Source organism: Xylanimonas oleitrophica, assembly GCF_003244315.1.
In the GTDB taxonomy this organism is placed as follows: domain Bacteria; phylum Actinomycetota; class Actinomycetes; order Actinomycetales; family Cellulomonadaceae; genus Xylanimonas_A; species Xylanimonas_A oleitrophica.
The window spans coordinates 40,879-63,224 of the sequence record NZ_QKWH01000012.1; the positions used below are offsets into that span (position 1 = coordinate 40,879).

The 22,346-nt window shown below is 74.1% G+C and carries 18 protein-coding genes, 1 tRNA gene and 1 pseudogene; 5 read left to right on the forward strand and 15 right to left on the reverse strand.

From position 1 onward, the window contains the following. Positions 1-298: 298 nt before the first annotated feature. From DNL40_RS13080 to DNL40_RS13090, 3 genes are all read right to left on the reverse strand, one after another. Positions 299-2,758 carry an AAA family ATPase gene (locus tag DNL40_RS13080; RefSeq protein WP_218926068.1) on the reverse strand — a complete coding sequence of 820 codons (2,460 nt, stop codon included), beginning with the start codon at positions 2,756-2,758 and terminating at the stop codon, positions 299-301. 243 nt (positions 2,759-3,001) lie between these two features. Further along, positions 3,002-3,304 carry a hypothetical protein gene (locus DNL40_RS13085; protein WP_218926069.1) on the reverse strand — a complete coding sequence of 101 codons (303 nt, stop codon included), beginning with the start codon at positions 3,302-3,304 and terminating at the stop codon, positions 3,002-3,004. Between the two features lie 79 nt (positions 3,305-3,383). After that, the gene (locus DNL40_RS13090) at positions 3,384-4,286 is read right to left on the reverse strand and encodes a macrolide 2'-phosphotransferase (protein ID WP_111251705.1); all 903 of its coding nucleotides are present in this window, start codon (positions 4,284-4,286) and stop codon (positions 3,384-3,386) included. A gap of 140 nt (positions 4,287-4,426) precedes the next feature. On the opposite strand from DNL40_RS13090, the gene DNL40_RS13095 reads away from it, so the two are divergent. Beyond that, a complete protein-coding gene (locus DNL40_RS13095) occupies positions 4,427-5,206 on the forward strand; it encodes an SDR family oxidoreductase (protein ID WP_111251706.1) in 780 nt (259 codons plus the stop codon). A 64-nt stretch (positions 5,207-5,270) separates the two neighbouring features. On the opposite strand, the gene DNL40_RS16815 is transcribed toward DNL40_RS13095, so the two are convergent. From DNL40_RS16815 to DNL40_RS13105, 3 genes and pseudogenes are all read right to left on the reverse strand, one after another. Continuing rightward, positions 5,271-5,480 carry a hypothetical protein gene (locus tag DNL40_RS16815; protein WP_245885930.1) on the reverse strand — a complete coding sequence of 70 codons (210 nt, stop codon included), beginning with the start codon at positions 5,478-5,480 and terminating at the stop codon, positions 5,271-5,273. Between the two features lie 77 nt (positions 5,481-5,557). Further along, positions 5,558-5,881, reverse strand: a pseudogene (locus tag DNL40_RS16820) (RNA polymerase sigma factor); the annotation flags it as partial. Between the two features lie 37 nt (positions 5,882-5,918). Beyond that, positions 5,919-6,005 (reverse strand) — tRNA-Ser (locus tag DNL40_RS13105). A 224-nt stretch (positions 6,006-6,229) separates the two neighbouring features. On the opposite strand from DNL40_RS13105, the gene DNL40_RS13110 reads away from it, so the two are divergent. Continuing rightward, complete coding sequence (locus DNL40_RS13110) at positions 6,230-7,057, forward strand: NAD-dependent protein deacetylase (protein ID WP_425450783.1); 828 nt, start codon at positions 6,230-6,232, stop codon at positions 7,055-7,057. Here DNL40_RS13110 and DNL40_RS13115 read toward each other — a convergent pair. Both DNL40_RS13115 and DNL40_RS13120 read right to left on the reverse strand, forming a co-directional pair. Then, positions 7,026-8,039, reverse strand: coding sequence for a hypothetical protein (locus DNL40_RS13115; protein WP_179951080.1), 1,014 nt, complete (start codon positions 8,037-8,039; stop codon positions 7,026-7,028). The genes DNL40_RS13110 and DNL40_RS13115 overlap by 32 nt on opposite strands. Continuing rightward, positions 8,036-8,509, reverse strand: a complete 474-nt coding sequence (locus DNL40_RS13120) for a hypothetical protein (RefSeq protein ID WP_111251708.1) — start codon at positions 8,507-8,509, stop codon at positions 8,036-8,038. Before DNL40_RS13120 ends, DNL40_RS13115 begins: the two co-directional genes overlap by 4 nt. 146 nt (positions 8,510-8,655) lie before the next feature. On the opposite strand from DNL40_RS13120, the gene DNL40_RS13125 reads away from it, so the two are divergent. Beyond that, positions 8,656-10,164, forward strand: a complete 1,509-nt coding sequence (locus DNL40_RS13125; protein ID WP_111251709.1) for a phytoene desaturase family protein — start codon at positions 8,656-8,658, stop codon at positions 10,162-10,164. Between the two features lie 51 nt (positions 10,165-10,215). Here DNL40_RS13125 and DNL40_RS13130 read toward each other — a convergent pair whose 3' ends face one another. After that, positions 10,216-10,647, reverse strand: a complete 432-nt coding sequence (locus DNL40_RS13130) for a nucleoside deaminase (protein ID WP_111251759.1) — start codon at positions 10,645-10,647, stop codon at positions 10,216-10,218. A gap of 209 nt (positions 10,648-10,856) precedes the next feature. Here DNL40_RS13130 and upp point away from each other — a divergent pair, with 209 nt between their 5' ends. After that, on the forward strand, positions 10,857-11,492 hold the full coding sequence (gene upp / locus DNL40_RS13135) for a uracil phosphoribosyltransferase (RefSeq protein WP_111251710.1): 636 nt from the start codon (positions 10,857-10,859) through the stop codon (positions 11,490-11,492). A gap of 127 nt (positions 11,493-11,619) precedes the next feature. Here upp and DNL40_RS13140 read toward each other — a convergent pair whose 3' ends face one another. Continuing rightward, on the reverse strand, positions 11,620-15,858 hold the full coding sequence (locus DNL40_RS13140; protein WP_111251711.1) for a sigma-70 family RNA polymerase sigma factor: 4,239 nt from the start codon (positions 15,856-15,858) through the stop codon (positions 11,620-11,622). Between the two features lie 172 nt (positions 15,859-16,030). Between DNL40_RS13140 and DNL40_RS13145 the strand changes: the two genes are divergently transcribed. Further along, positions 16,031-16,795, forward strand: coding sequence for a hypothetical protein (locus DNL40_RS13145; protein ID WP_245885915.1), 765 nt, complete (start codon positions 16,031-16,033; stop codon positions 16,793-16,795). Positions 16,796-17,020: 225 nt separating this feature from the next. Here the strand turns inward: DNL40_RS13145 and DNL40_RS13150 are convergent, their stop codons facing one another. The 5 genes from DNL40_RS13150 to DNL40_RS16915 all read right to left on the reverse strand — a co-directional run bounded on the left by DNL40_RS13150 (position 17,021) and on the right by DNL40_RS16915 (position 22,274). Beyond that, the gene (locus DNL40_RS13150) at positions 17,021-17,479 is read right to left on the reverse strand and encodes a heat shock protein transcriptional repressor HspR (protein WP_111251712.1); all 459 of its coding nucleotides are present in this window, start codon (positions 17,477-17,479) and stop codon (positions 17,021-17,023) included. 80 nt (positions 17,480-17,559) lie between these two features. After that, a complete protein-coding gene (locus tag DNL40_RS13155) occupies positions 17,560-18,588 on the reverse strand; it encodes a DnaJ C-terminal domain-containing protein (RefSeq protein WP_111251713.1) in 1,029 nt (342 codons plus the stop codon). Between the two features lie 125 nt (positions 18,589-18,713). Continuing rightward, a complete protein-coding gene (gene grpE, locus DNL40_RS13160) occupies positions 18,714-19,340 on the reverse strand; it encodes a nucleotide exchange factor GrpE (protein WP_111251714.1) in 627 nt (208 codons plus the stop codon). Continuing rightward, positions 19,337-21,211 carry a molecular chaperone DnaK gene (gene dnaK, locus DNL40_RS13165; RefSeq protein WP_111251715.1) on the reverse strand — a complete coding sequence of 625 codons (1,875 nt, stop codon included), beginning with the start codon at positions 21,209-21,211 and terminating at the stop codon, positions 19,337-19,339. The genes grpE and dnaK overlap by 4 nt, the downstream gene beginning before the upstream one ends. A 133-nt stretch (positions 21,212-21,344) precedes the next feature. Further along, complete coding sequence (locus DNL40_RS16915; protein ID WP_111251716.1) at positions 21,345-22,274, reverse strand: cold-shock protein; 930 nt, start codon at positions 22,272-22,274, stop codon at positions 21,345-21,347. Positions 22,275-22,346: the final 72 nt, after the last annotated feature.

The following is a 22,346-nucleotide window of genomic DNA, read 5'->3' on the forward strand; positions in this document are numbered from 1 at the left end:
TTAGGAGAAGGCGCGCGAGGCGCCTGAGTCACGCGATTCCGGAGAAGGTGCGTGCGCCTTTCCAGGAATGCACGCGAAGGAATTTCCGGGAATGGGAACGCAGCATTCCGGGCGGTCCGGTACGCCGGGACGCACCGGTGGGACGCGTCGGCGCAGGGGCCGCGCACGCCCGCGCACCCGGCGGGCAGCGAGCGAGCAACGGGAAGGCACCCGAGGGCACAGGAGGGCAACCGGTCTGCGTACGACGCAGGGCCCGACCCCCGGTGGGGGTCGGGCCCTGCAGTGCTGCCAGAGACGCTCAGCCGAGCCAGGCGGGCGGGTCCTCCTCGGCGATGCGCACCAGGTCGCGGCGGTCACGCACCCGCAGCGCGGCGTAGACGTGCCGCAGCCGGTTGACGACCGTCCGCTCCGAGAGGAACAGGCGCGCGGCCATCTGCGCGTTGGTGGTGCCCGCCAGGACGAGCGCGACGAGCTCCCGCTCGTCCCTGCTCAGCGCGTCCCAGCCGCGGGCGGGCTCCGTCGTCCCGACCAGCTCCCTGCTGGCCTCGATCCACGGCAGCCAACCGACCTTGCCGGAGAGACGGGTGAGCATCCTGGCCTCGTCCAGCATGACCTCGGCCGCACCCGCGTCGTGCGCGGCCCGAGATCTGGCTGCGGAGACGAGCGTCTGGATGCGCACGCGCGTCGGTGCCGGCGGGTGGCTGGCGTCGAGCGCCTTGTCGAACCAGCGCTCGGCGTCGGCCCCGTCGGCCAGCACCGCGAGCGTGCGGGCGTGCGACGCCACGGCTCCCGGCGTGGTGAGCTCGTCGCGGCTGATCTCGTCCGCCAGGAGCGGGAGCAGGTGCCGCATGCCGCTGCGCCGCCGCAGGTCTCCGGTCGCGCCCCTGCCCTCACCTCCTGGATCTCCACGCGTCGCCGTGACCGCCTCGACCAGGTCGGCGCGGACGTGGACGCGCCCCTGGTACGGCCACGAGCAGTGCTCCAGGGCGAGGGTGAGGAAGCCCGCGGCATCCTCCAGCCGGGCGAGCGCCAGGTGCGAGGCACCGAGGTCGACGGCGTACTCGGCGAGGGCACGCGGCGACCAGCTCCCCGACCGGGAGGGCACGGTCTCTGTGGGCACCTCGCCGCCGTAGATGGCGCGCTGCAGCACGCGCAGACCCCGCACGGTCAGCCAGTCCGCGGTGTCCGGCCGCAGCCGGGTCACCGTGTCGAGGTGGTCGCCGGCGTCGCTGCACCTGCCCTCGACCGTGGCCACCATCGCCGACGCGAGGCTGAGCGCCACCCGCTCGACGACCGTCGAGGCACCGGGTGCTGCGCACCGGGCCAGGAGGGCGCTGGCCTCGGTGGGGCGGCCGAGGGCCAGCAGCCCACGGACGAGGAGGTGGACCCCGACGCCGTCGAGGTCGCCGGTGGTGGCGACCGCGCCGATGTCGAGACGGAAGGCGGCTGCGTCGTCGAGCGCACCGGTCTGCTCGAGCGCCCGGAACCTCTCCGCCAGACGCCGGCCAGCCTGCCGGGCCGGGACGGGCACAGCAGCGGGATCGTGCCACCACACGAGGTCGGTCCACGAGCCGCCGTGAGCGTCGTCGGGCGTCACCGGGGCGGCGGCCCCGGGCTGCTCCACCTGGCCGCTGAGCAGCGCCACCTGGAAGCGGAGCGCCGTCAGCCGCGGGTCGCCCGCCGGCCCTCGGGCCAGGCCGCGGGCGACGGCGCGCAGGTGCAGGCCCGCGATCGCGGCCTCGAGAGACCAGCGCTCGGGTGCGGCGTCGAGCATGTCGAGCACGGCGGGTCCGCCGGGGAGCAGGTCCTGGGCGAGGAGGGCGACCAGGGGGTGCCGCAGCCTCCACCGCCCGCGGTCCGGGACGACGATGCCGAGGGACGCGAGGCCCTCGGCGCCGGGGGCGCCCACCTCGATCCACGCACGGCCGTCGCCGCGGGAGACGTCGCCGGCGACCGCCGCGAGGGTGGTGAGCTGCTCAGGGCTGAGCCTGGCGACGAGCGGACGGTAGGCGCGGCGCACGGCTGGTGGCACCGCCCAGCGGGCGGGCCACGCCTCGGCGCCGCGGATCTCGGCGTCGTCGAGGCTCTTGGCGATGTCGAGGGCGATGCCGGGGACGCCACCGCCGAGCCGGGCCACCCTGTCGGCGACGTCGGTCGCGACCATCGGTGCGGAGGAGCGCGCGAGGACTTCGCGCACGTCGAGACGATCGAGCGGCGCGAGCTCGAGGACGTCGAACGCCTCGTCCTCGTAGAGCCCGTCGGCCGTCACGAGGGTGATGGCCAGGCGCCAGCCGCGGGTGCGGACGGCCTCGGCGAGCTCGACGATCTCCTCGCGCTCTGCCGGGTGCACCTGGCAGACGTCGTCGACGAACAGCACGCGGGTGGAGGCGCCGTCGGCGGGCACGCGCTCGAGGAGGCGCAGCACCTTGTCGACGTAGGGGCCTGCGGGCTGCCCTGGCTCGGGACGCGGGACGCGCGGCTGCAGCCGCACGTCCTCCGTCACGCCGTCGTGGACCAGCTCAGCGTGCGGCTGGCCGGAGCGGACGCCGGAGATGCGCAGCGTCGCGACGTCACGGCCGAGCTGCGCGACGGCGCGGACGACCAGGGCCGTCTTGCCGCTGCCGCTCAGGCCGGTCACGGCCAGCGTGCGCCGGTCGTAGCCCTCGAAGAATGCTCTGATCGCCCTCAGCTCGCGGTCGCGCCCGACGAGCGCGTGGACGTCCGGCCCGTGTTGCGCCGTGTTCGTCGCGTGCAGCACTGCACTCTCTTGCTTCACCTCAGCAACCCCCTGGACTGCCGAGGTTAGGTGAGCCGGGCACGCACGGCACCGAGACAGGGGGTGAAAATCTGCCTCAGGCACTCAACCCCATGAAAGGTGTCACCAGAGCCGTGAGCAGGTGACACGAGTGAATGCACACCGGCGACGTCGACGCCCCGCCGGCGCTCGGCACACGTGAAAAGGGAGAGGGCGCGGCCGAGCACAGGGTCGGCCGCTCCGCTCCTAGGGACGCGGGTCGCGCCGCGACCAGGGCTTCTCGTCGCGGCGCGCCCCCAGGCCCGCCGCGCACCTGCGGCACAGACCCGTGACGCGGTCGGCGTACCCGCCGGTCGCCGGCTGGACGTCGGCCCAGGTGATGTGCGGGAAGCGCCGCAGCCCCGCACGCGCCAGCGGCAGACCGCACACCGTCTGGTTGGTGCCCGGGACCCAGGCGTGGACCTCTCCCGCCGGGGCGCGCACGTGGTCGTCCGGGTCCGTCCACTCGTCAGGCGCCGCGACAGAGGCGTTCTTCACGCGGTTCGGCACAGCACCTCCTCCACGTCGGCCGTGCCCGCCCAGCATCACCCGGTGCGGCCCCGTCCGCAGTCGTGGTGGCCAGGGCCGTTCAGCCCTCGGGATCCAGCATCGCTGCTGCCGCCGCCATGTCCGCCTCGGCGCGGGTGGTCAGGGCGTACAGCCCGTACCCGATCGGTGCGGCGTCCCACAGGTGCTTCGCCTGCGCCGCCAGGCCCGCGTGCACGCGCCCACCCGCAGCCTCGTACGCCTCCAGGGTCGCCTGCAGCATGTCCTCGCCCGCCGCCCCGTACTGCGCGGACAGGTCACGGGCCGGGTCGTCCACACGGGCGGTGGTCCAGTCCAGGACTCCCGTGAACGTGCCGTCCTCGCCGAGCAGGACGTGGGCGGGGTAGATCTCGCCGTGCGTCATGACGGTCTGGTCGGGCCAGCAGGAATCGTCGGACAACCACGACTCCCACGCCTCCGTGAGGGCCGGCGCCACGGCGAACCCCTCACAGACCCTCGCGACGTCGTCGCGCCACGACTGACGCACCTGCGCGGGCGTGCGGACCTCGACCCCGGCCGTCCCGGCCTGCTCCGGGGTGATCGAGTGCAGGCGAGCCAGGAGGCGGCCCAGCCGGGCCGCATAGTCCGGGCTGGCCGGGTCCATGTGCCACACCGGCTCGCCCGCCTCGGACAAGGTGAGGCCAGGAGCACCCGGCAGGGCCGGGTAGGCGATCAGCTCCGGGCTGCGGACCCGCCAGTCCGGGACCGCGACCCCCTCGGCGGCCAGGACCGGGCCGACCAGGTCGAGCGTGCGGGTCTCGGCGGCCATGCCCGCGGCGACGTCAGGGCGCCGCGGGCGGCGCAGCACCCAACGCGTCCCGTCATCGGTGCTGGTGGCCAGGACGACGCTGTAGTCCAGGCCCGCCTCGTTGAGCACCGCCCCCTCTCGGGCCAGGTGCAGGCCGTGGGCGGCGGCCAGGGAGATGACGTCGTCGATCGTGCTCATGAAGGAACGGTCCCATCGAGCGCGGCCCGGAACCACCCGTTTCCGGCTCCTGCGCCCCCAGACCCGGCCACCGCCTCTCGGCGGGCGAGGCCCCGGCACCGTGGCTAGCGTCGATCGCGTCGACCACGGAAGGAAGCACGATGACGCTGGAAGGCAAGGTCGCGCTGATCACCGGCGCGGGATCAGGCATCGGACGAGCGACGGCGGTGCGCCTCGCCCGCGAGGGCGCCACGGTGGTGCCGCTCGGCCACCGGCAGGAGAGCGCCGACGACGTCGCCGAGGAGATCCGCCGCGCAGGTGGCACGGCGCTGCCCGTCGCCGCGGACGTCGGCGACTCCGACGCCGTCCGCGATGTCATCGCCCAGGTGGAGCAGGAGCTCGGCCGGCTCGACGTCGTCGTCGCCAACGCCGGCGTCAACGGCGTCTGGGCCCCGCTCGAGGAGCTGAAGCCCGAGGAGTGGTCCAGCACCATCACCACCAACCTCACCGGCACCTTCCACACCGTCCACCACGCGCTGCCCCTGCTCCTGCGGCAGGGTGGGGCGGTGGTCGTCGTCTCGTCCATCAACGGCACCCGCACCTTCAGCAACTCCGGCGCGTCGGCCTACGCCACCAGCAAGGCAGGGCAGGTCGCGTTCGCGCGCATGGCCGCCGTCGAGCTCGGCCCCCGCGGCGTGCGCGTCAACGCCGTGTGCCCCGGCGCCATCGACACCGAGATCGACGACAACACCGAGCAGCGCAACACCGAGAACCTCGGCGTCAAGGCCGAGTACCCGGACGGGCAGATCCCCCTCACCGGCGACCAGCCCGGCGTGGCCGCGCAGGTCGCCGACGCCATCGCCTACCTCGTGTCCGACGCCGCGAGCCACGTCACCGGCACCGAGATCTTCGTCGACGGAGGCCAGTCGCTCATCGCGTGACAGGCCCTCGTCACGCGGGAAGGGCCGAGCGGTCGGCTCGTGCCGCCGCTCGGCCCTCCTGGCGTCAGCCCTTCGCCGCGCGCGGCCCGTACACCGTCACCTGGGCGTTGCCGCCGATCATCACGTCGAGCCGGGAGCAGTACGCCGCCTCGTCCACGATCGACGTCGTCGGGAACGGCTCGAGCTCCAGCTCGTCCAGCACGCCATCGGCCACGGCACGAGCGTCGGCCAGCGACAGGCACTGCTCGGTGATGCCCGTGCGCAGCCGGTCCACGAGACCAGCGTTCGCCTCGTCGAGCGCGACGGCGTCGCGCTCGGCCCCTGTCCGCGGGGGGCGATCCGACGCCGTTCTCCTCGGTGGAAGTTGCTCAGCACCCGGCGGGCGACGCCGAACAGCCAAGGCCGCGCGTCAGCGCCGACGGGTAGGTCGTCGAGGCGGTGCCACGCCACCAGGAACGTCTCCACCACGACGTCGGCTGCGTCGGCCGGGTCGGTGACACGGCGGACGGTGTAGGCGAGGAGTGCACGGTGCGTCGAGTCGAAGAGCGCGTGCCTGACGACTGTCCCATGTCCGGACGAGGGCGCGGCGTTACGAGCCAGGAGGCCTCGCAGCGCCGACCTCTCCGGCTCCGACGGTGACCGGCGGAGCGAGGTCGCAACGACGAAGGGCCCCATCCCGCAGGCTTCTGCGAGTGGGACCCTCCGGCTGGTGCGGTAGCGGTGGGATTTGAACCCACGGTGGACTTTCACCCACACACGCTTTCGAGGCGTGCTCCTTAGGCCGCTCGGACACGCTACCTCGCCGGTTCGCACCGGCCGTCCGAGGATACCGGCTCTCGCCGCCCGCCCCAAATCCCGCCACGGCAGGGGACGGTGTGAGCCGCGCCTCCCGCGAGCGCCTCGTGGGCGACCTAGGCTCAAGAGGTGCAGTCCGAGGCACGGCCGAGCCCGATCTTCAAGACCCCTTCGTACCAGCAGCGCACGTGGTCGCTGCCGGAGGGCGCCGTCGTGCACCGTGGCACGGTGGAGGACGCGGCGCAGGTGCTGCGGGGCCGCACGGTCACCGCTCTGACGGGTGCCGGCGTCTCCACGGACTCGGGCATCCCGGACTACCGCTCCCCGGACTCGCCGCCGCGCAACCCGATGACGTACCAGCAGTTCGTGGGTGACGAGGCGTTCCGCCGGCACTACTGGGCGCGCAACCACGTGGGCTGGCAGCACGTGGACCGCACGCAGCCGAACGCGGGGCACCGGGCGTTGGCCACCCTGGAGGAGCGTGGCGTCCTGCGGGGGCTGATCACGCAGAACGTGGACCTGCTGCACGAGGACGCGGGCTCACGCCGGGTGATCGACCTGCACGGGCGGTACGACCGGGTGATCTGCCTGCAGTGCGGGCGCGTGATCTCGCGCGCCCACCTGGCGCAGCGGCTGGACGAGCTGAACCCCCACTTCCTGGAAGAGGTGCTCTCCGGCGGTCTGACGGTGGCGGACATCGAGGTGGCCCCGGACGCCGACGCGGTGATCGAGCAGACGTCCCACTTCAACCCCGCCCCGTGCGAGTTCTGCGGCGGGGTGCTGAAGCCGGAGATCGTCTACTTCGGGGAGTCGGTGCCGCGGGAGCGGGTGGAGCGGGCGTACGCCATGGTGGACGATGCCGGTGCGCTGCTCGTGGCGGGCACGTCGCTGACGGTGATGAGCGGCCTGCGGTTCGTGCGGCACGCGGCGAAGACGGGCAAGCCGATCGTCATCGTTAACCGTGGTGAGACGCGCGGCGACCCGCTCGCGACCGTGAAGGTGGAGGCAGGGGTCACCGAGACGCTCACGGCGCTGGTGGACCTGCTGACCCGCTAGCCGTCGCACCGTCGCCGGACGGAGCGTGGCTCCGCCGCGCGCCGGGCAGGACCCGGTGCCGCCACCTGCAGGCCAGGCCCATCGGCAGCCCGGCCGGCACGGCCACGGCTGCGGCGGTGAGCACCCATGCGGAGTAGTCGAGCCCCAGGCACGCCCAGATGCTGGTGTGCATCGCGGCCACGGCGAGCGCGAACGGCACCCTGGTCCACCGCACCGCCAGGAGCACGGGTGCGGTGAGCTCGAGCAGCAGTGCTCCGCTCGCCAGGAGCTGTGGCAGCAGCGGGGCGTCTGCGATCGCGTGCGTCAGGCCGGGTCCGAACGGTGACGTGCCCTCTCGCAGGATCCACGACATGTTGTCGCTGAGCGCCCACTCGATGCCGCTGTGCCGCAGCTTCTGGGCGCCCGTGAGGAAGTAGACGACGCCGAGCACCGCGAGCGCGGCACGTGGCGGCCAGCCCCACCGCACGTCCCGGTCGCCGCCCGGCACGCTCCGCGCCGGCACCGCGGCGAACAGGAGCACGAACCCCACCGTGACCGTCAGGACGTCGTTGTGCAGCACCTTGCCCGAGCTGCCCCACAGCCCGGCCAGCACCAGGTAGCACGCCCACGCGACGGCGAAGGCAGCCCGGGGCCACACCCGCGCGACGGCCAGCACCGCGGCCACGATGCCGAGCACCTGCAGGGCCAGCAGCCCCCCGGCAGGCAGGTCCGGCACCCATCCGACGAGGTTGGCGTGCACGCGCAGACCGGCCGGCCGGTCGGCGATGGTGGTCCAGTCCCGCGTGGCGAGGCGGAGCCCGACGACGGCGGCCACCAGCGCGTGCACCCAGCGGGCCCGCCAGGCGGGCGCGGGCGCGACCAGGCGGGCGTCGAGCCGGTGCAGCCACAGCGCCGGCCCACCGGGAGGCACGAGCCTCCCCGCCCGGCCCCGGACCGCAGGGAGCGACGGTCCCGGCCCGACCACGGGGCCCGCACCGGTCACCGCTCCACCTCCACGAGCACCGTGACCGCCACCGTCCGGCGCTCGAGCGTCACCGGGTCCAGCTCCCACAGCTCCCGTTCCAGCCGTACGGTCCGCACGTCGGCAGGGTCCACGCCGGCGAGCTCGAGCCAGCCGTCGACCATCTCGCGCGCCGCCTCCGGCTCGGCCCCGGCCAGGTCCTTGAGCCGGTGGGCGGTCGAACCGCCCGAACGGGCACCCACGGGCACCGGCACCACCTGGCCGTCCGGCGCCGTCGCCACCAGGCGCAGCGTCTGCCCCTCTCCCGTGCGCACGTGGCTGAACAGCCGGAACGAGGTGAGCGGCCACAGCTCGACCTGCGCGACGGCGACCACGAGCAGCAGGGCCACGCTGCCGTAGGTGACACGGCGTGCACGGCGACGCTCGGCCGCGCCGCCGTCGTCGCGCACCGGAGCGGGCGCAGCGGGAACGGGGGTGGAGCTCTGCGACATGGTCGTCTCCTCGAGCCGCAGGTCACGGCGGCTGCGAGAACCTAGCAGCATCCGCCAGGCTGCCGCTGCCCCCTGACGAGTGGTTGGATGGAACTTCACCCGGGCACCCGAGCGGTCCCTGACCTGCGACGACGTACGGAGGACGCATGGAGGACGCGATCGTCGTCGGCTCCGGCCCCAACGGGCTGGCCGCGGCCGTCACCCTCGCGCGAGCGGGCCTGCGGGTCACCGTGCTCGAGGCGGAGGAGACCGTGGGCGGAGGCGCCCGCACCCAGGACCTCGGCCTCGCACCCGGCGTCGTGCACGACGTGTGCTCGGCCGTGCACCCGATGGCGTGGGCCTCCCCGTTCTTCCGGGCGTTCGACCTCGCCGCCCACGGCGTCGAGCTGCTCACCCCGGAGGTGTCGTTCGCGCAGCCGCTGGACGGGCGGCCCGCCGCCGTCGCCTACCGCTCCCTGGACCGCACTGTCGAGGCGCTGGGGCCCGACGGCCCGGCGTGGCGCTCGCTGCTCGGTGCCCCGGTACGGCACTGGGAGGCCGTGGCCGCCGCCGCGCTGGGCGACAAGCGCTCCCTGCCCCCGGGCCTCGGCTCCCCCGGCGCGCTGCTGGGGGCGGCGCGCTTCGGCCTCGGCGTCCTCGAGCAGGGCACCCCGGCGTGGGACCTGCGGTGGTCCGACGACGCCGCGCCCGCCCTGCTCACCGGTGTGGCCGCGCACACCATCACGCCGATGCCGTCCCTCGCGGCGGCGGGCACCGCTCTCCTGCTCGCGGGGCTGGCCCACGCCGGGCCGCAACCCCAGGGCGCCGGGCCGGCGTCGGGAGCCGACGGCGGCTGGCCGCTGCCGCGCGGCGGCACCGGCACCATCACCGCCGCGCTGCGGGCCGATCTCGAGGCGCGTGGCGGAGTCGTCCTCACCGGGCACCGGGTCCGCTCGCGCGCAGACCTGCCCGCCGCCCGCGCCTACCTCTTCGACACGACGCCGGCCACGCTGCTCGACGTCGTCGGCGACGCCGTGCCCGCGGCCACCCGCCAGGCGCTGGAGCGGTTCCGCCACGGCGACGGCGCGGCCAAGGTGGACTTCGTGCTCTCCGGTCCCGTGCCCTGGTCAGACCCTGACCACGACGGCACGGTGGCCCAGGCCGGCACCCTGCACCTGGGCGGCACACGGGCGCAGATGCGGCAGGCCGAGGCGCAGGTCCACGCCGGCCGGCACGCCGAGCGGCCCGTCGTCCTGGTCAGCGACCCCACCGTCGTCGACCCGGGGCGCGAGACAGAGGGGCTGCGGCCCCTGTGGACGTACGCGCACGTGCCCGCCGGGTCCGACGTCGACGTCACCGAGGCCGTCACCGCGCAGATCGAACGGTTCGCACCGGGGTTCCGCGACGTCGTCGTGGCCTCCCGCTGCGTGCCCGCCGCGCGCATGGCGGAGCACAACGCCAACTACGTGGGCGGGGACATCGCCGCCGGCGCCGTGACGATGTGGCAGATGATCGCCCGGCCTACGCCCCGGATCGACCCGTACGCCGCCGCGGGCGGGGTGTACCTGTGCTCGTCGTCGACCCCGCCCGGTCCCGGCGTGCACGGGATGGCCGGCTGGCACGCTGCCCGGCGGGCGCTGCGTGAGGTCTTCGGCGTCCGCGTCGCGGCCCTCTGAGCACGGGCGCCCCCTCGCCGTGCGCGGCTCCCCGGGGACCGCGTCACCAGGTCAGCGGTGCCCCTCGAAGAAGCCGCGCAGCAGGGCGCCGCACTCGTCCTCGCGGACACCGCCCACCACCTCGACCTCGTGGTTCGAACGACGGTCGCGCACCAGGTCCCACACCGACCCGGTCGCCCCCGCCTTGGGGTCCCACGCACCCAGCACCACCCGGCGAACGCGCGAGGCCAGCAGCGCCCCCGCGCACATGACGCACGGCTCCAGGGTCACCACGAGCGTGCAACCCTCGAGCCGCCACTCACCCCGGGTCGCCGCGGCCTGGCGCAGCGCGAGCACCTCGGCGTGCGCCGTCGGGTCGCCCGTCTCCTCGCGCCGGTTGCGGCCCAGGCCCACGAGCCGGCCGGCCGCGTCGACCACCAGCGCCCCCACCGGCACGTCGCCGGTGGCCAGGGCGTGGGTGGCCTCGTGGAGCGCCATGCCCATGAGGGCCTCCCACACCTGCTGACGCTCGGGCAGCGTGGCGGGCGGGAAGGCGCCGTCGGGCCACGGCAGCGCGAGGCCCCGCGGCTCGGCGTGGTTCGTCACAGCGCCAGGCTAACCGGCCCCCGCACGCACCCGGTCGCGGGCTAACTCACAGCGCCCGGGCGCCGGTTCCCCGCGTCCGGCCCATCGCCGACCGGTACCGTGATGGCATGCGCCTGCACGTCGCCGACCACCCCCTCGTGGCACACAAGCTCACCGTCCTGCGTGACAAGAACACGCCCTCCGCCACGTTCCGGCAGCTCGTCGACGAGCTCGTCACGCTCCTGGCGTACGAGGCGACGCGGGACGTGCGGATCGAGCCGCACGAGATCGAGACGCCGGTCACCACCACCACGGGCGTCAAGCTCTCGGACCCGAACCCCATCGTCATCCCGATCCTGCGCGCGGGCCTCGGCATGCTCGACGGCATGACGCGCCTGCTGCCCACGGCCGAGGTCGGGTTCCTGGGCCTCCAGCGCGACGAGACCACCTACGAGGCCGTCACGTACGCCAACCGCCTGCCCGACGACCTGACGGACCGCCAGGTGTTCCTCCTGGACCCGATGCTCGCCACCGGCGGCACCCTCGTGGCCGCGATCGACTACGTGCTGCAGCGCGGCGCCCGGGACGTCACGTGCGTGTGCCTGCTGGCCGCGCCGGAGGGTCTCGAGGTCGTCGAGCAGGCCGTGGGCGAGCGTGTCGACGTCCAGGTCGTCGTCGCCTCGGTGGACGAGCGCCTCAACGAGAAGAAGTACATCGTCCCGGGTCTGGGCGACGCGGGCGACCGCCTCTACGGCATCGTCTGACCGGTCCCCGCGCGGCAGCGCGGGAGAGCCCCGGACCGTGTGACGAAGGCCGACGACGGATCTCCGTCGTCGGCCTTCGTCATGCTCCGAGGCGCGGCGCCAGGCTGGGCCGCGCCTCGGCGCACCCTCAGCGGGGCTCGCACGCTCCGACGAGCTCCCACTCGGAGCTGCGGGGCGGCACGGCGAGCCAGGACCCGTACGGCGGGATCGCCCCGACGACGGCGCGTCCGGCACCACCACCGCTGCCGCCGAGCGAGCTGCCGAACCAGCCGTTGCCCCACCCGTGCGAGCGGCCCCAGCCGTCGTTGCCCGAGCCGCGGCTGCCGGCACCGCCTGCGCTGCCGCTGCTGTCGTGCGCGGCGTCGCCACCGCCACCCGCGGTGCGGGCGTCGTCGGACCTGCTGGACGACGACGGACGGTCGGCGGGGGTGCTCGGCGCGGCGGGTGCTGCCGGCGCCTCCGGCGCGGTGTCAGCGCCCTTGCCGTCGGCGTCCTTCTCTGCGGGGGCGAGCGTGCCGGCGGCGGGTGCCGCGGCCGGCGGACCCACGTACCGGTAGGTGCTCCAGCCCCAGCGCACCGTGTCCCCGACGGCGTACCCGTCGCGAGCCTCGGTGGCGGCGTCCCAGGCGGGCGAGCACCAGCCGGCGGCCGCACCCGTGAACGGCTCGATCGTCAGGTCGGTGCTCCAGCCGTCGGCGCGGACGGTGTACTGGGCACCGTCACGGCCGCTGACGGACCCGAGGTCCACGGTGAACGCTCCGCCGGCGGGCACCAGACGCGACGTCTCGGTAGCGCCCTCCACGGTAAACCAGACGGCGACGTTCGACCGCGTGTTGTCGAGGACCAGCCCGGCGGGCCGCGAGGAGGACGACGCCCCCTTGCTCGTGGCCACGGCCACCTCGCCGAGCTCGACGCGGGCGTCAGGCGCGACGACGACACAGCTGACGGCGTTGTACTGCACCGTGGCGGTCCGCGTCAGGGTGCGCCCTTCGACGGCCCGGCTGAGCTCCACGGTGGCGGGGCCGCCACGGGCACGCAGCCAGTGACCGAGCCCGAGGGAGACGGTGCGCGACTCCCCGGCGGCGACGGTGACGCGCTCGCTCCAGGTCCGGTCGCGCAGAGCGACCCGGGCGTCGTAGGCACGGTCGCCGGTGTTGGTGATCGTGACGGTGGCCTGCGGGGTGCCCGTCGGGCTGCACTCGGCGAGCACGGAGACCTGCACGGCGTCCGGCCAGGTGAGGCTGGCGCAGCCGGCGAAGCTGACGTCGAGCGTGCCCACCTTGCGGCCGTCGGCGAGGACGTCGAGCGTGCGCGTCCCGAACTTCACCGGGACGGTGACCACGGTGCGCTCGCCGGCCGCCACCTCGGTGGTGGTGCCGGCCACGGTGAACCGTGCGGGCAGGGTCGAGGCGCGGTTGTCGAGCGGCACGCGGGCCGTCCGCGTGGAGACCTCGGTGGCCGGGTCGTAGACGCATCCCGCCAGGAACCGACCCTCGGGCCCGAACCGGTCGAGCGCCGGGGCGATGACGACGTCGTCGAACCGCGCGGTGGGTGACTGCTCCGGCCTGGCGCGGGCGGTGGGCTCGTCGCCGTCGGCGTCCACCACCCAGCGGGAGAGGTCGAACGTGAGCGACCCGGAGCCGACGCGGCGCTCACCGGTGTCGATGGCGACCGTGCCCGTCCCTCCGGCGGCCACGGTGGTGCGCTCGGTGGCGAACGCCCCGGTGCGCACGCTCACCTGCAGCGCCTCGTCGCCGTGGTTGACGAGGGTGCCGACGAGGCGGACCTGCCCGCCCACGTTCTCGGCGCGCACGGACGGCGTCACGTCCCACGACGGCGCGTAGCACTCCTGGGCGCCGAAGGTGCCGGCGGGGACGGTGGTCGTGTAGGGCGTCCCGGCGACGGTCGTGCCGACCACCCAGGTACCGCTGCCGCCGGGCACCCGCAGCCCGTCGTGCACACGGAAAGTGCGCGCCTCGCCCGGCTTGAGGGTCTGCGTGATCGAGCTGCTGCCCGCGGCGTCGAGACGCACGGTGACCACGCGCCCGGTGCCGTTGGTGTAGCGGCCCACCACCACGGCGTCCGCCTGGCCGACGCCACCGGTGGCCGCGCACCGGGCCTGCAGGGTGCTGCTCTCGGGCACGACGCCCTGCCACAGCGGCTCCACGGTCACGGCGCCGCTGCCGGAGACGACGTGCACGTCGTCGGCGGCACGCGGCACTGCCCGCAGGACCTGGCGGCCCACGGCCTCGGTCGCGGTGGCCACCACGCGCAGCTGCGTGCCGAGCGCCTCGCCGGGGGCGAGCTCGACGTCCTCGCGCGGGGCGCAGGTGATGCTGCCGGGAGTCTCGGCCGGGGCGCACCCGAGGTCGCCCTCGGCTCCGGCCAGGGCCAGGCCCTCGGGCAGGACGGTCTCGACGCTCCAGCCGGCGGTGGCGAGCCGGTCGCCGGTGTTGCTCACCGCCAGGGGCACGAGCGCGGCCCCCGGGTTCTGCAGCGCCTCGACGGCGCCCAGGCGCGCGGTGAGCTCGGCGCCGAAGAGGTCGACGGCGGCGGGCGGCACGTCGACCGGCGTCTTCTTCACGCCCTGGGCCCACACCTCGCCGTCGATGGCGTACTGCCCCCCGTTGTGGGCGACGACGTCGAACGCGGCGGTGCGCGTGCCGCCCACCGGGATGTCACCGAGCTCGCAGACCACCGAGCGCTGGTCGTCCGCCGGGACGGCGCAGCGCAGCGAGTCCGCCGAGAGCGGCAACGAGCCGGACGGCGAGGTCATCCCGCCCCGGGACGTCGGCAGCGCCGGGTCGAGGCCGTCCTCCAGCTCGAACCGCGCCTTGGCGCCCAGGGCCGGCCGGCCGCCGTCGTTGACCACGGTCAGCACCACCCGCTGGGGGACCCGCGGCTCGAGCACCTGGGTGGTGACGGGCTGCACGTAGAGCTTGGCGGGCGGCGTCACGTCCAGGACCGCGGGCGGGGCGAGCACGGTGTTGGCCGGGGAGGTCGGGTCGGCGAACTCCTCGGCCGGCTGTGCCAGCACCGCGCCCCGCCCGGGCGCCGCGGGAGCGGTGGCGGAGACGGGCTCACGCGCCGGCGGGGCGGAGGCGGCCGGGCCCATCGCCTGCAGCACGGTGACCACACCGACGGCGGCGACCGCCACCGCCCCCGCGGCGGCGACGACGCCGGTCCCGCCCACGACGGCGCCCGCACCGGCAGCGGTGGCCACGACCGAGGAGGCGACGGCGGAGCCTGCGGCAGCCGAGCCGGCGGCAGCGCTCGCCCCCGCGGCGGCACCGGCAGCACCGGCCGTCGTCCCGGCCGCGCCTGCCGCGCCGGCACCGGCCGCCGCACCGGCACCGGCCGCGCCCGCCGCCGTCGAGCCTGCCGCGGCTCCGACGGTCGCGGTGCCTGCCGTGGCACCCGCGCCCGCGGCACCGGTCGCTCCGGCGGTGGCGGCGGCCCCGGTGGTGCCGGCGCCCGCAGCGGCAGCCGCGGTCGTCGTCCCCGCAGCGGCAGCCGCCGTCGTCCCCGCACCGGCGGCCGCGACGAGCCCGACGGGCAGCGCGCCGAGCACGGCCATGCCGACGGCGCCGAGCACCAGCGGGGCGACGACGGCGCGCATGCCGTGCGCGACGTCAGACAGCTCGATCACGAGGGTGCGGCAGTCGCCGCACGTCTTCAGGTGGGCGTCGACCTTGCCGATCTCCCGCTTGGCGAGGCTGCCGCGCACGTACCCGCCGAGCAGCGGGTTGACGGTGCGGCACCCGTCGGCGGACGACTGCGTCAGGTGCTGCTGCAGGTAGCCGACCCGCAGGCCCTCGCGCGCACGGTAGGCGAGGGCGGAGACGCCGTTGGGCGACAACCCCAGGATGGGGGCGATCTGGGCGGGGGTGTACCCCTCGACCTCGGTGTACCAGAGCACGGCCTGCCACCGCTCGGGCAGGTCGCGGTAGGCGCGGGAGACCACGGTGCGCTCGAAGCCCTGGACGGCCGGGTCCTCGGACTGCGCACCGGCGCGCAGGGCCGCCTCGAACGTGGTCTGGTCGTCGGTGACCGTGGTGCGCTGGTGGCCCTTGGAGACCTCGACGGCCACGTTCTTGACCACGGTGAACAGGTAGGCGCGGAACATCTGGTCCGGGCCGCCGCCCTGCTGGAGCACGCGCAGCACGCGGGCGAAGGCGTCCGCCACGACGTCCTCGGCGTCGGCCGCACCCTGCACGTACTGGCGTGCGAGGCGACGTGCAGCGGCAGCGTGCCGCTCGTACAGAGCCCCGTAGGCGTCGAGGTCGCCGCTGCGCACCTCGAGGATGAGCTCCGCGTCACTCGGACCGGGGAGCTGGTCACCCGAGTCGATGTAGACGTCTGTCACGACCCCTGCCGTTCCTGGCGTGGCTGGCGCCCCCCGTTCCCCTGAGGCGCGCGTTCACTATACGCTGAAGTCACCCGGTCACCGGGGGTGAAAGCCGGTTTCGGAGCCCTTCTGGGGGTGCCTGGCGGCCCATTCCTGCGGAATGATGGACGTCCATGGGGGAGAACCTATCGTGAGCCGGTTCGCAGCCGGTGTGCCACACGCCGCTGACCTGCGCGAACAATGGCGCGCCACGAGCCTGGCCGAGGTGTGGCTGCGCCCTGGCGACTGGTACCACCCCGCCGTGGACGCTCTCGTCGAGGCCGTCAGCGAGGACCGCACGCCCGATGCGGCGGCGCAGCGGCTCGGTGCCGCGCGCGGTGCGGCCGGCGTCGGCATCGGGGAGTCCCTGGACGACCTGAGCTGCCTGTACCGGGCCCTCGGCCGCTCCGCCGACCCTCAGGCGCTGCGCGCTCTGTCCGTGGGCTGGGTCGAGGGGCACGAGTCCCTGCCCGTGCACTCGGCGGTGCGCGACCCCGCGACCGGCCTGCCCACGGCCGACTACCTGGGCGAGCGCCTGCGCGAGACGTACGGCGAGGCCCTGCGCTCGGGCGCCGACGTGCCGGAGACCCACTGCCTCGTGGTGCTCGACGTCGCGCTCGACGACCTGGACGCCTGGCGCCGCATGGCCCGCTCGGCCACCGTGGGCCGCACCCTGGACCAGGTGTTCGGCGACGGCCACCCGATGGGTGTGCTGACCGACGGCCTGTACGCGGTGCTGTGCCCGCGCGGCCAGGGAACCCCGCAGCTGGCGCAGACGCTGCGCCGCGTGATCGAGAAGAACGCCGAGATCCTGGGGCTCTCGGAGGTCATGCGCCGCCCCACCCGCGTGTGGGTGGAGAAGCTGCCGGCCTCCCACGCCGACGCCGTGGAGCTGCTCGCACAGCTGAGCCGCTGACCGAGCCTCCCGGACGCGAACGGCGGCCGCTCCCCTGCGGGGCGGCCGCCGTTGGTGCGTCCGGGGCTGCGACATCTCCGTCAGCGAGCTCATGGCCCCTCCTCGACGTGCCTCACGGACACGACGAGAATAGGCGCAGAAAAGCAGGCTCGCCAGAAAAGAGAAACCACGCGAGAAACTGAGGTCTGCCTTTCCAGATATAGGAAAGAATGCCGTCGCGGTAATTCAGTCGCGGCGTGACTGCCGGTGAGGCCGCCACAGCACGAGCGCTCCCCCTCCGGGCCGGCGCTCGACGTCGACCCGCAGCTCGGCGCTGCGCACGCGCCGCCCCCGCGGCACCACGACGACGTCACCCGCCGTGCCCGCCGCGAAGACGCGTCGCTCGGCCTCGACCCGCTCGGTCTGGAAGGCCAGCAGCTCGGCCAGCCGCTGCTCGAGCACGCTGACCTGGCGCTCGAGGTCCATGATCCGCTTGATGCCGGCCAGGTTGATGCCCTCGCCCTGCGCCAGGCGCTGCACCTCGAGCAGCCGCGCCACGTCGTTGCGCGAGTAGCGCCGGCCCCGCCCCACCGTGCGGCGGGGCGTGACCAGCCCGAGCCGGTCGTACTGGCGCAGCGTCTGAGGGTGCATGCCCGCCATCGCGGCGGCCTGCGACACGGTCAGCACCGGTGCGTCGTCGTTCATCGCAGCCTCCTCCCGCCTGCCGTCAGCAGCGCGTCAGCTCCTCGTCCCGTCAGGCCCGCAGAGCCGTCACCTCGAGCGTGTCAGCCCTGCGCCGCGCGGGCCACCAGGTCCGCGCGGACGTCCTCGCGGTCGCTCTCCGCCACGAAAGCCTCGAGCGCTTCCTTGGCCTTGCGGCTCAGCTTCTGCGGCACCACCACCTGCACGGTCACGAGCAGGTCGCCCGCGCCCTTGGAGGTGGCCACGCCACGGCCCTTGACGCGCAGCACGCGGCCCGACGGCGTCCCCGCCGGAACCTTGACCCGCACCGTATCGCCAGAGAGCGTCGGCACCTCGACCTGAGCCCCCAGGGCGGCCTCGCCGAACGTGACCGGCACCGTGACCCGCAGGTCGCGTCCCGACAACGAGAACACGGGGTGCTTCTCGACGTGCACCGTGAGCACGAGGTCGCCGGCGGCACCGCCGCCGACGCCGGGGCGCCCCTTGCCACGGATGCGCAGCTTCTGGCCGTCGTTGACGCCCGCGGGGATGCGCGTGGTGACCTTCTTGCCGTCCACCATCAGCTCGACGGTGGCTCCCTCGACCGCGGTACGGAACGACAGCGTGGTCTCCGCAGCGAGGTCGGCGCCCTGCTCCGGCGTGGCGAAGCCCGCACGGCGGCCGCCGAAGCCGCCGGCTCCCGCGCCGCCGAACATCGAGCCGAGGATGTCCTCGAACCCGCCGCCGGCCCCGGCGCCCGCACCACCGGTGGAGTAGCGCACGCGCGGACCGCCCTGCGCCCCGCCGGGCGCTCCCCCGCCGAACATGGCTCCGAAGATGTCCTCGAACCCGCCCGCGCCGCCACCGGTGCCCCCGGCGGTGAAGCGCGCCCCGCCACCGGCCATCGCCCGCAGCGCGTCGTACTGCTTGCGCTGCTCCGGGTCGGACAGCACGGCGTACGCCTCGCCGATCTCCTTGAACCGGGCCTCCGCCTTGGCGTCACCCTGGTTCTGGTCGGGGTGGTACTGGCGGGCCAGCTTCCGGTACGCCTTCTTGATGGCCGCGTCGTCCGCGTCCTTGGGGACGCCGAGCGCGGCGTAGAAGTCCTTCTCGATCCAGTCCTGACCGGTCACGACGCCTCCCTTCTCGATCCACTGGGCGTGCAGGGCGGGGCTTCAGGTCTCACTTGCTCGAACGATCCGCTCGCAAGCTCGATCGGCTCTCGCTCACGAGACCTGAAGCCCCACCTCGACCACGACTACTCCGGCCCGACGACCCCGACGCGGGCAGCCCGGACGACCTTCTCGCCGATGCGGTAGCCCGGCTCGACGACGAGCTCGACCGTCGCTGCGGTCGCCTCGGCGTCGGCGCGGTGCATGAGCGCCTCGTGGACGGTGGGGTCGAACTCCTCGCCCACCACACCGAACCGCTCCACCCCGAACCTGGCCAGGGAGGCGTCCAGCTTCTCCGCGATGGCGGCCATGGGCCCGCTCAGATCCCCGTGCTGCTTCGCGCGCTCGATGTCGTCCAGCACGGGCAGCAGGCTCGTCAGCACGTCCTGCACGCCCCGGGTACGCGCGGCCTCCTGGTCGCGCAGCGCCCGGTTGCGGTAGTTCGTGAACGACGCCCGCTCGCGCTGGAGCGCGTCGAGGTGCTCGGCGGCCTCGGCCTTGGCCTTGGCCAGCTCGGCAGTCTCGCCCTCGGGCTCGAAGTCGAGAGCGGCCAGCGGGTCGGCGGCGGCCTCCCCGCCCGGCTCGGCGGCCCCGCCCTCGGGCGCGCTCTCGCGAGCGGTGCCCGAGGTGGGGTCCACCTTGCGCTTGTCCGTGAACTGGAAGGGCTTGTCGGAGCCCTCCGGCTCCGGCGTGCCCTGCGGCTCGTCCGTCACTTGCGCTCGTCCTCGTCGTCGACGATCTCGGCGTCCACGACGTCGTCGTCCGACGTCGGGGTGTCGGTGCCCGCACCCGCGGTGCCGGCACCGGTGTCGCCCGCGGCGCCCTGCTCGCCCTGCGCGTACAGCGCCTGGCCGATCTTCTGGGACGAGACGCCCAGCTTCTCGTAGGCCGTCTTGACCGCCTCCGCGTCCTCGCCCTCGAGCGCGGACTTCACGGCGGCGATGTCGCCCTCGACCTCGGTCACGACGTCGGCGGGGAGCTTGTCGCGGTTGTCCGCGATCTGCTTCTCCATCGAGTACGCGAACGCCTCGGCCTGGTTGCGCGTGTCGGCCTCCTCGCGGCGGCGCTTGTCCTCGGCGGCGTGCGCCTCGGCGTCCTTGATCATCCGGTCGATGTCCTCCTTCGGGATGGCCGAGCCACCCGTGATGGTCATCGACTGCTCCTTGCCCGTGCCGCGGTCCTTGGCGGACACGTGCACGATGCCGTTCGCGTCGATGTCGAAGGTGACCTCGATCTGGGGGACGCCGCGCGGGGCGGGCGCGATGCCGGTCAGCTCGAACGTGCCCAGCGGCTTGTTGTCGCGCGTGAACTCGCGCTCGCCCTGGAACACCTGGATCGCCACCGAGGGCTGGTTGTCCTCCGCCGTGGAGAAGATCTCGGAGCGCTTGGTGGGGATGGCCGTGTTGCGCTCGATGAGCTTGGTCATCACGCCGCCCTTGGTCTCGATGCCGAGCGACAGCGGGGTGACGTCGATCAGCAGGACGTCCTTGCGGTCGCCGCGGATGACACCGGCCTGCAGCGCGGCACCGACGGCCACGACCTCGTCGGGGTTGACGCCCTTGTTGGGCTCCTTGCCCCCGGTGAGCTCGCGCACGACGTCGGCGACGGCGGGCATGCGGGTCGAGCCACCGACCAGCACGACGTGGTCGATGTCGGAGACCGAGATGCCGGCGTCGCGGATGACGTTGTGGAACGGCTCCTTGGTGCGGTCGAGCAGGTCCTGCGTCATCTGCTGGAACTGGGCGCGCGTGAGCTTCTCGTCCAGGTGGATGGGGCCGTTCTCGGACATCGACAGGTACTGCATCGAGATGTTCGTCGAGGTGGCCGAGGAGAGCTCCTTCTTGGCCTGCTCGGCGGCCTCGCGCAGACGCTGCAGCGCGATCTTGTCCTTGGACAGGTCCACGCCGGACTGGTTCTTCACCTGCTGGATGAGGTGCTCGACGATCCGGTGGTCCCAGTCGTCGCCGCCCAGGCGGTTGTCACCGGAGGTGGCGCGCACCTGGATGGTGGCGAAGCCGTCGGACTCGTCCTTGCCGACCTCGAGGAGCGAGACGTCGAACGTGCCGCCACCCAGGTCGAAGACGAGGATCAGCTCGTCCTCCTTGCCCTTGTCGAGGCCGTAGGCCAGGGCGGCTGCGGTGGGCTCGTTGACGATGCGCAGCACGTTGAGGCCGGCGATCTGGCCGGCGTCCTTCGTGGCCTGGCGCTCGGCGTCGTTGAAGTAGGCCGGGACGGTGATGACCGCGTCGGTGACGGGCTCGCCCAGGTACTCCTCGGCGTCGCGCTTGAGCTTGCCGAGGATGCGGGCGCTGATCTCCTGCGGCGTGTAGTTCTTGTCGTCGATCTCCTGCTTCCAGTCGGTGCCCATGTGGCGCTTGACCGAGGAGATGGTGCGGTCGACGTTGGTGACGGCCTGGCGCTTGGCGACCTCGCCGACCAGGACCTCGCCCGTCTTGGAGAACGCGACGACGGACGGCGTCGTGCGCGACCCCTCGGCGTTGGCGATGACGGTGGGCTCGCCACCCTCCAGGACGGCGACGACCGAGTTGGTGGTGCCGAGGTCGATACCGACTGCTCGAGCCATGGTTGCTTCCTCCGGTGGTGCGGGTTGAGTCTGCTCCGCTCAACCTAGGTCGGGCGCTGCGCTGCGGCAAGTCCGCGCGGCCAAAGTTGAGCCTGCCTGACTCAACTTGACCGACGGCCCACCTATTCCGGCCTCACAGCAGCTCGACGCTGTCCGCCTGCGGCCCTCGGTCGCTCTGCCGCACCTTGAAGCGGACCCGGTCGCCCTCCTCCAGGACCTCCTCGTCCCGGACCACCGACACGTGCACGAACAGGTCGGCGCCGCCGGCGTCAGGGGTGATGAACCCGAAACCGCGCTCCGCGTCGTAGCGGGCGACGGTGCCCTCCCCTCCGCGCACCGCCCCGCCGGACGCGCCGGGCCGGCTCGACCGGCCACGGTCCGCAGCGGCGCGCCCGCCCCCGGAGCCGCGCACGAGCCGCACGTCGCGAGCCGTCGGGCCCCTGTCGCCGTCGACGACCTCGTACGTCACACGGGCCCCCTCGGAGAGCTCCGTCAGCCCGGGGCCGAGCGCGCTGACGTGGACGAAGACGTCCTCGCCGCCCGAGTCGGGAGCGACGAACCCGAAGCCCTTGGTGCCGTCGTACCAGGACACCGTGCCGTCCGCGCCGTCCGACACCGGTCGCGCGGCCTGGGCCCCGAGAGGCAGCAGGTGGTCCGCCTGCGGCCCCTTCTCCCCGTCGACGACGAGGAACGCCACCCGCTGGCCCTCCGAGACCACACCGCCCCCGACGATGGCCGAGGAGTGCACGAAGACCTCGGCACGACCGCCGTCGGGCATGACGAAGCCGTACCCCTTGGCCGGCTCGTACCAGGAGACGGTGCCGAGCACACCCAGGGACGCGTCGGGCGCCCGGTCGCCCGTGACGCGGACGCGACGCGCCTGCGGGCCACGGTCACCCTCTCCGACCTCGAACTCGACGGCCTGCCCCTCCCGGAGCACCCTCGGCCCGTCGTCACCGACGATCTCGGACGCGTGCACGAAGAGGTCCTCGGCCTCGTTCCCGAGGTCGATGAAACCGAACCCTCGGTCGGCGTCGAACCATCGGACAGTTCCCTGGGGCACTTAGGACTCCTCGTCTCAGCAGACATTGCTGTGACCCAGTGTCCCCCCACCCAGCCGCGGACGGGCGCGTCC

Excerpts from the sequence above, each read along its gene's own strand:
- DNL40_RS13095 (WP_111251706.1), top strand. The coding sequence starts at position 4,427 with ATGACGCTGGAAGGCAAGGTCGCGCTGATCACCGGCGCGGGATCAGGC.
- DNL40_RS13130 (WP_111251759.1), bottom strand. The coding sequence starts at position 10,647 with ATGGGCATGGCGCTCCACGAGGCCACCCACGCCCTGGCCACCGGCGAC.
- upp (WP_111251710.1), top strand. The coding sequence starts at position 10,857 with ATGCGCCTGCACGTCGCCGACCACCCCCTCGTGGCACACAAGCTCACC.
- DNL40_RS13125 (WP_111251709.1), top strand. The coding sequence starts at position 8,656 with ATGGAGGACGCGATCGTCGTCGGCTCCGGCCCCAACGGGCTGGCCGCG.
- dnaK (WP_111251715.1), bottom strand. The coding sequence starts at position 21,211 with ATGGCTCGAGCAGTCGGTATCGACCTCGGCACCACCAACTCGGTCGTC.
- DNL40_RS13150 (WP_111251712.1), bottom strand. The coding sequence starts at position 17,479 with ATGAACGACGACGCACCGGTGCTGACCGTGTCGCAGGCCGCCGCGATG.
- DNL40_RS13120 (WP_111251708.1), bottom strand. The coding sequence starts at position 8,509 with ATGTCGCAGAGCTCCACCCCCGTTCCCGCTGCGCCCGCTCCGGTGCGC.
- DNL40_RS13090 (WP_111251705.1), bottom strand. The coding sequence starts at position 4,286 with ATGAGCACGATCGACGACGTCATCTCCCTGGCCGCCGCCCACGGCCTG.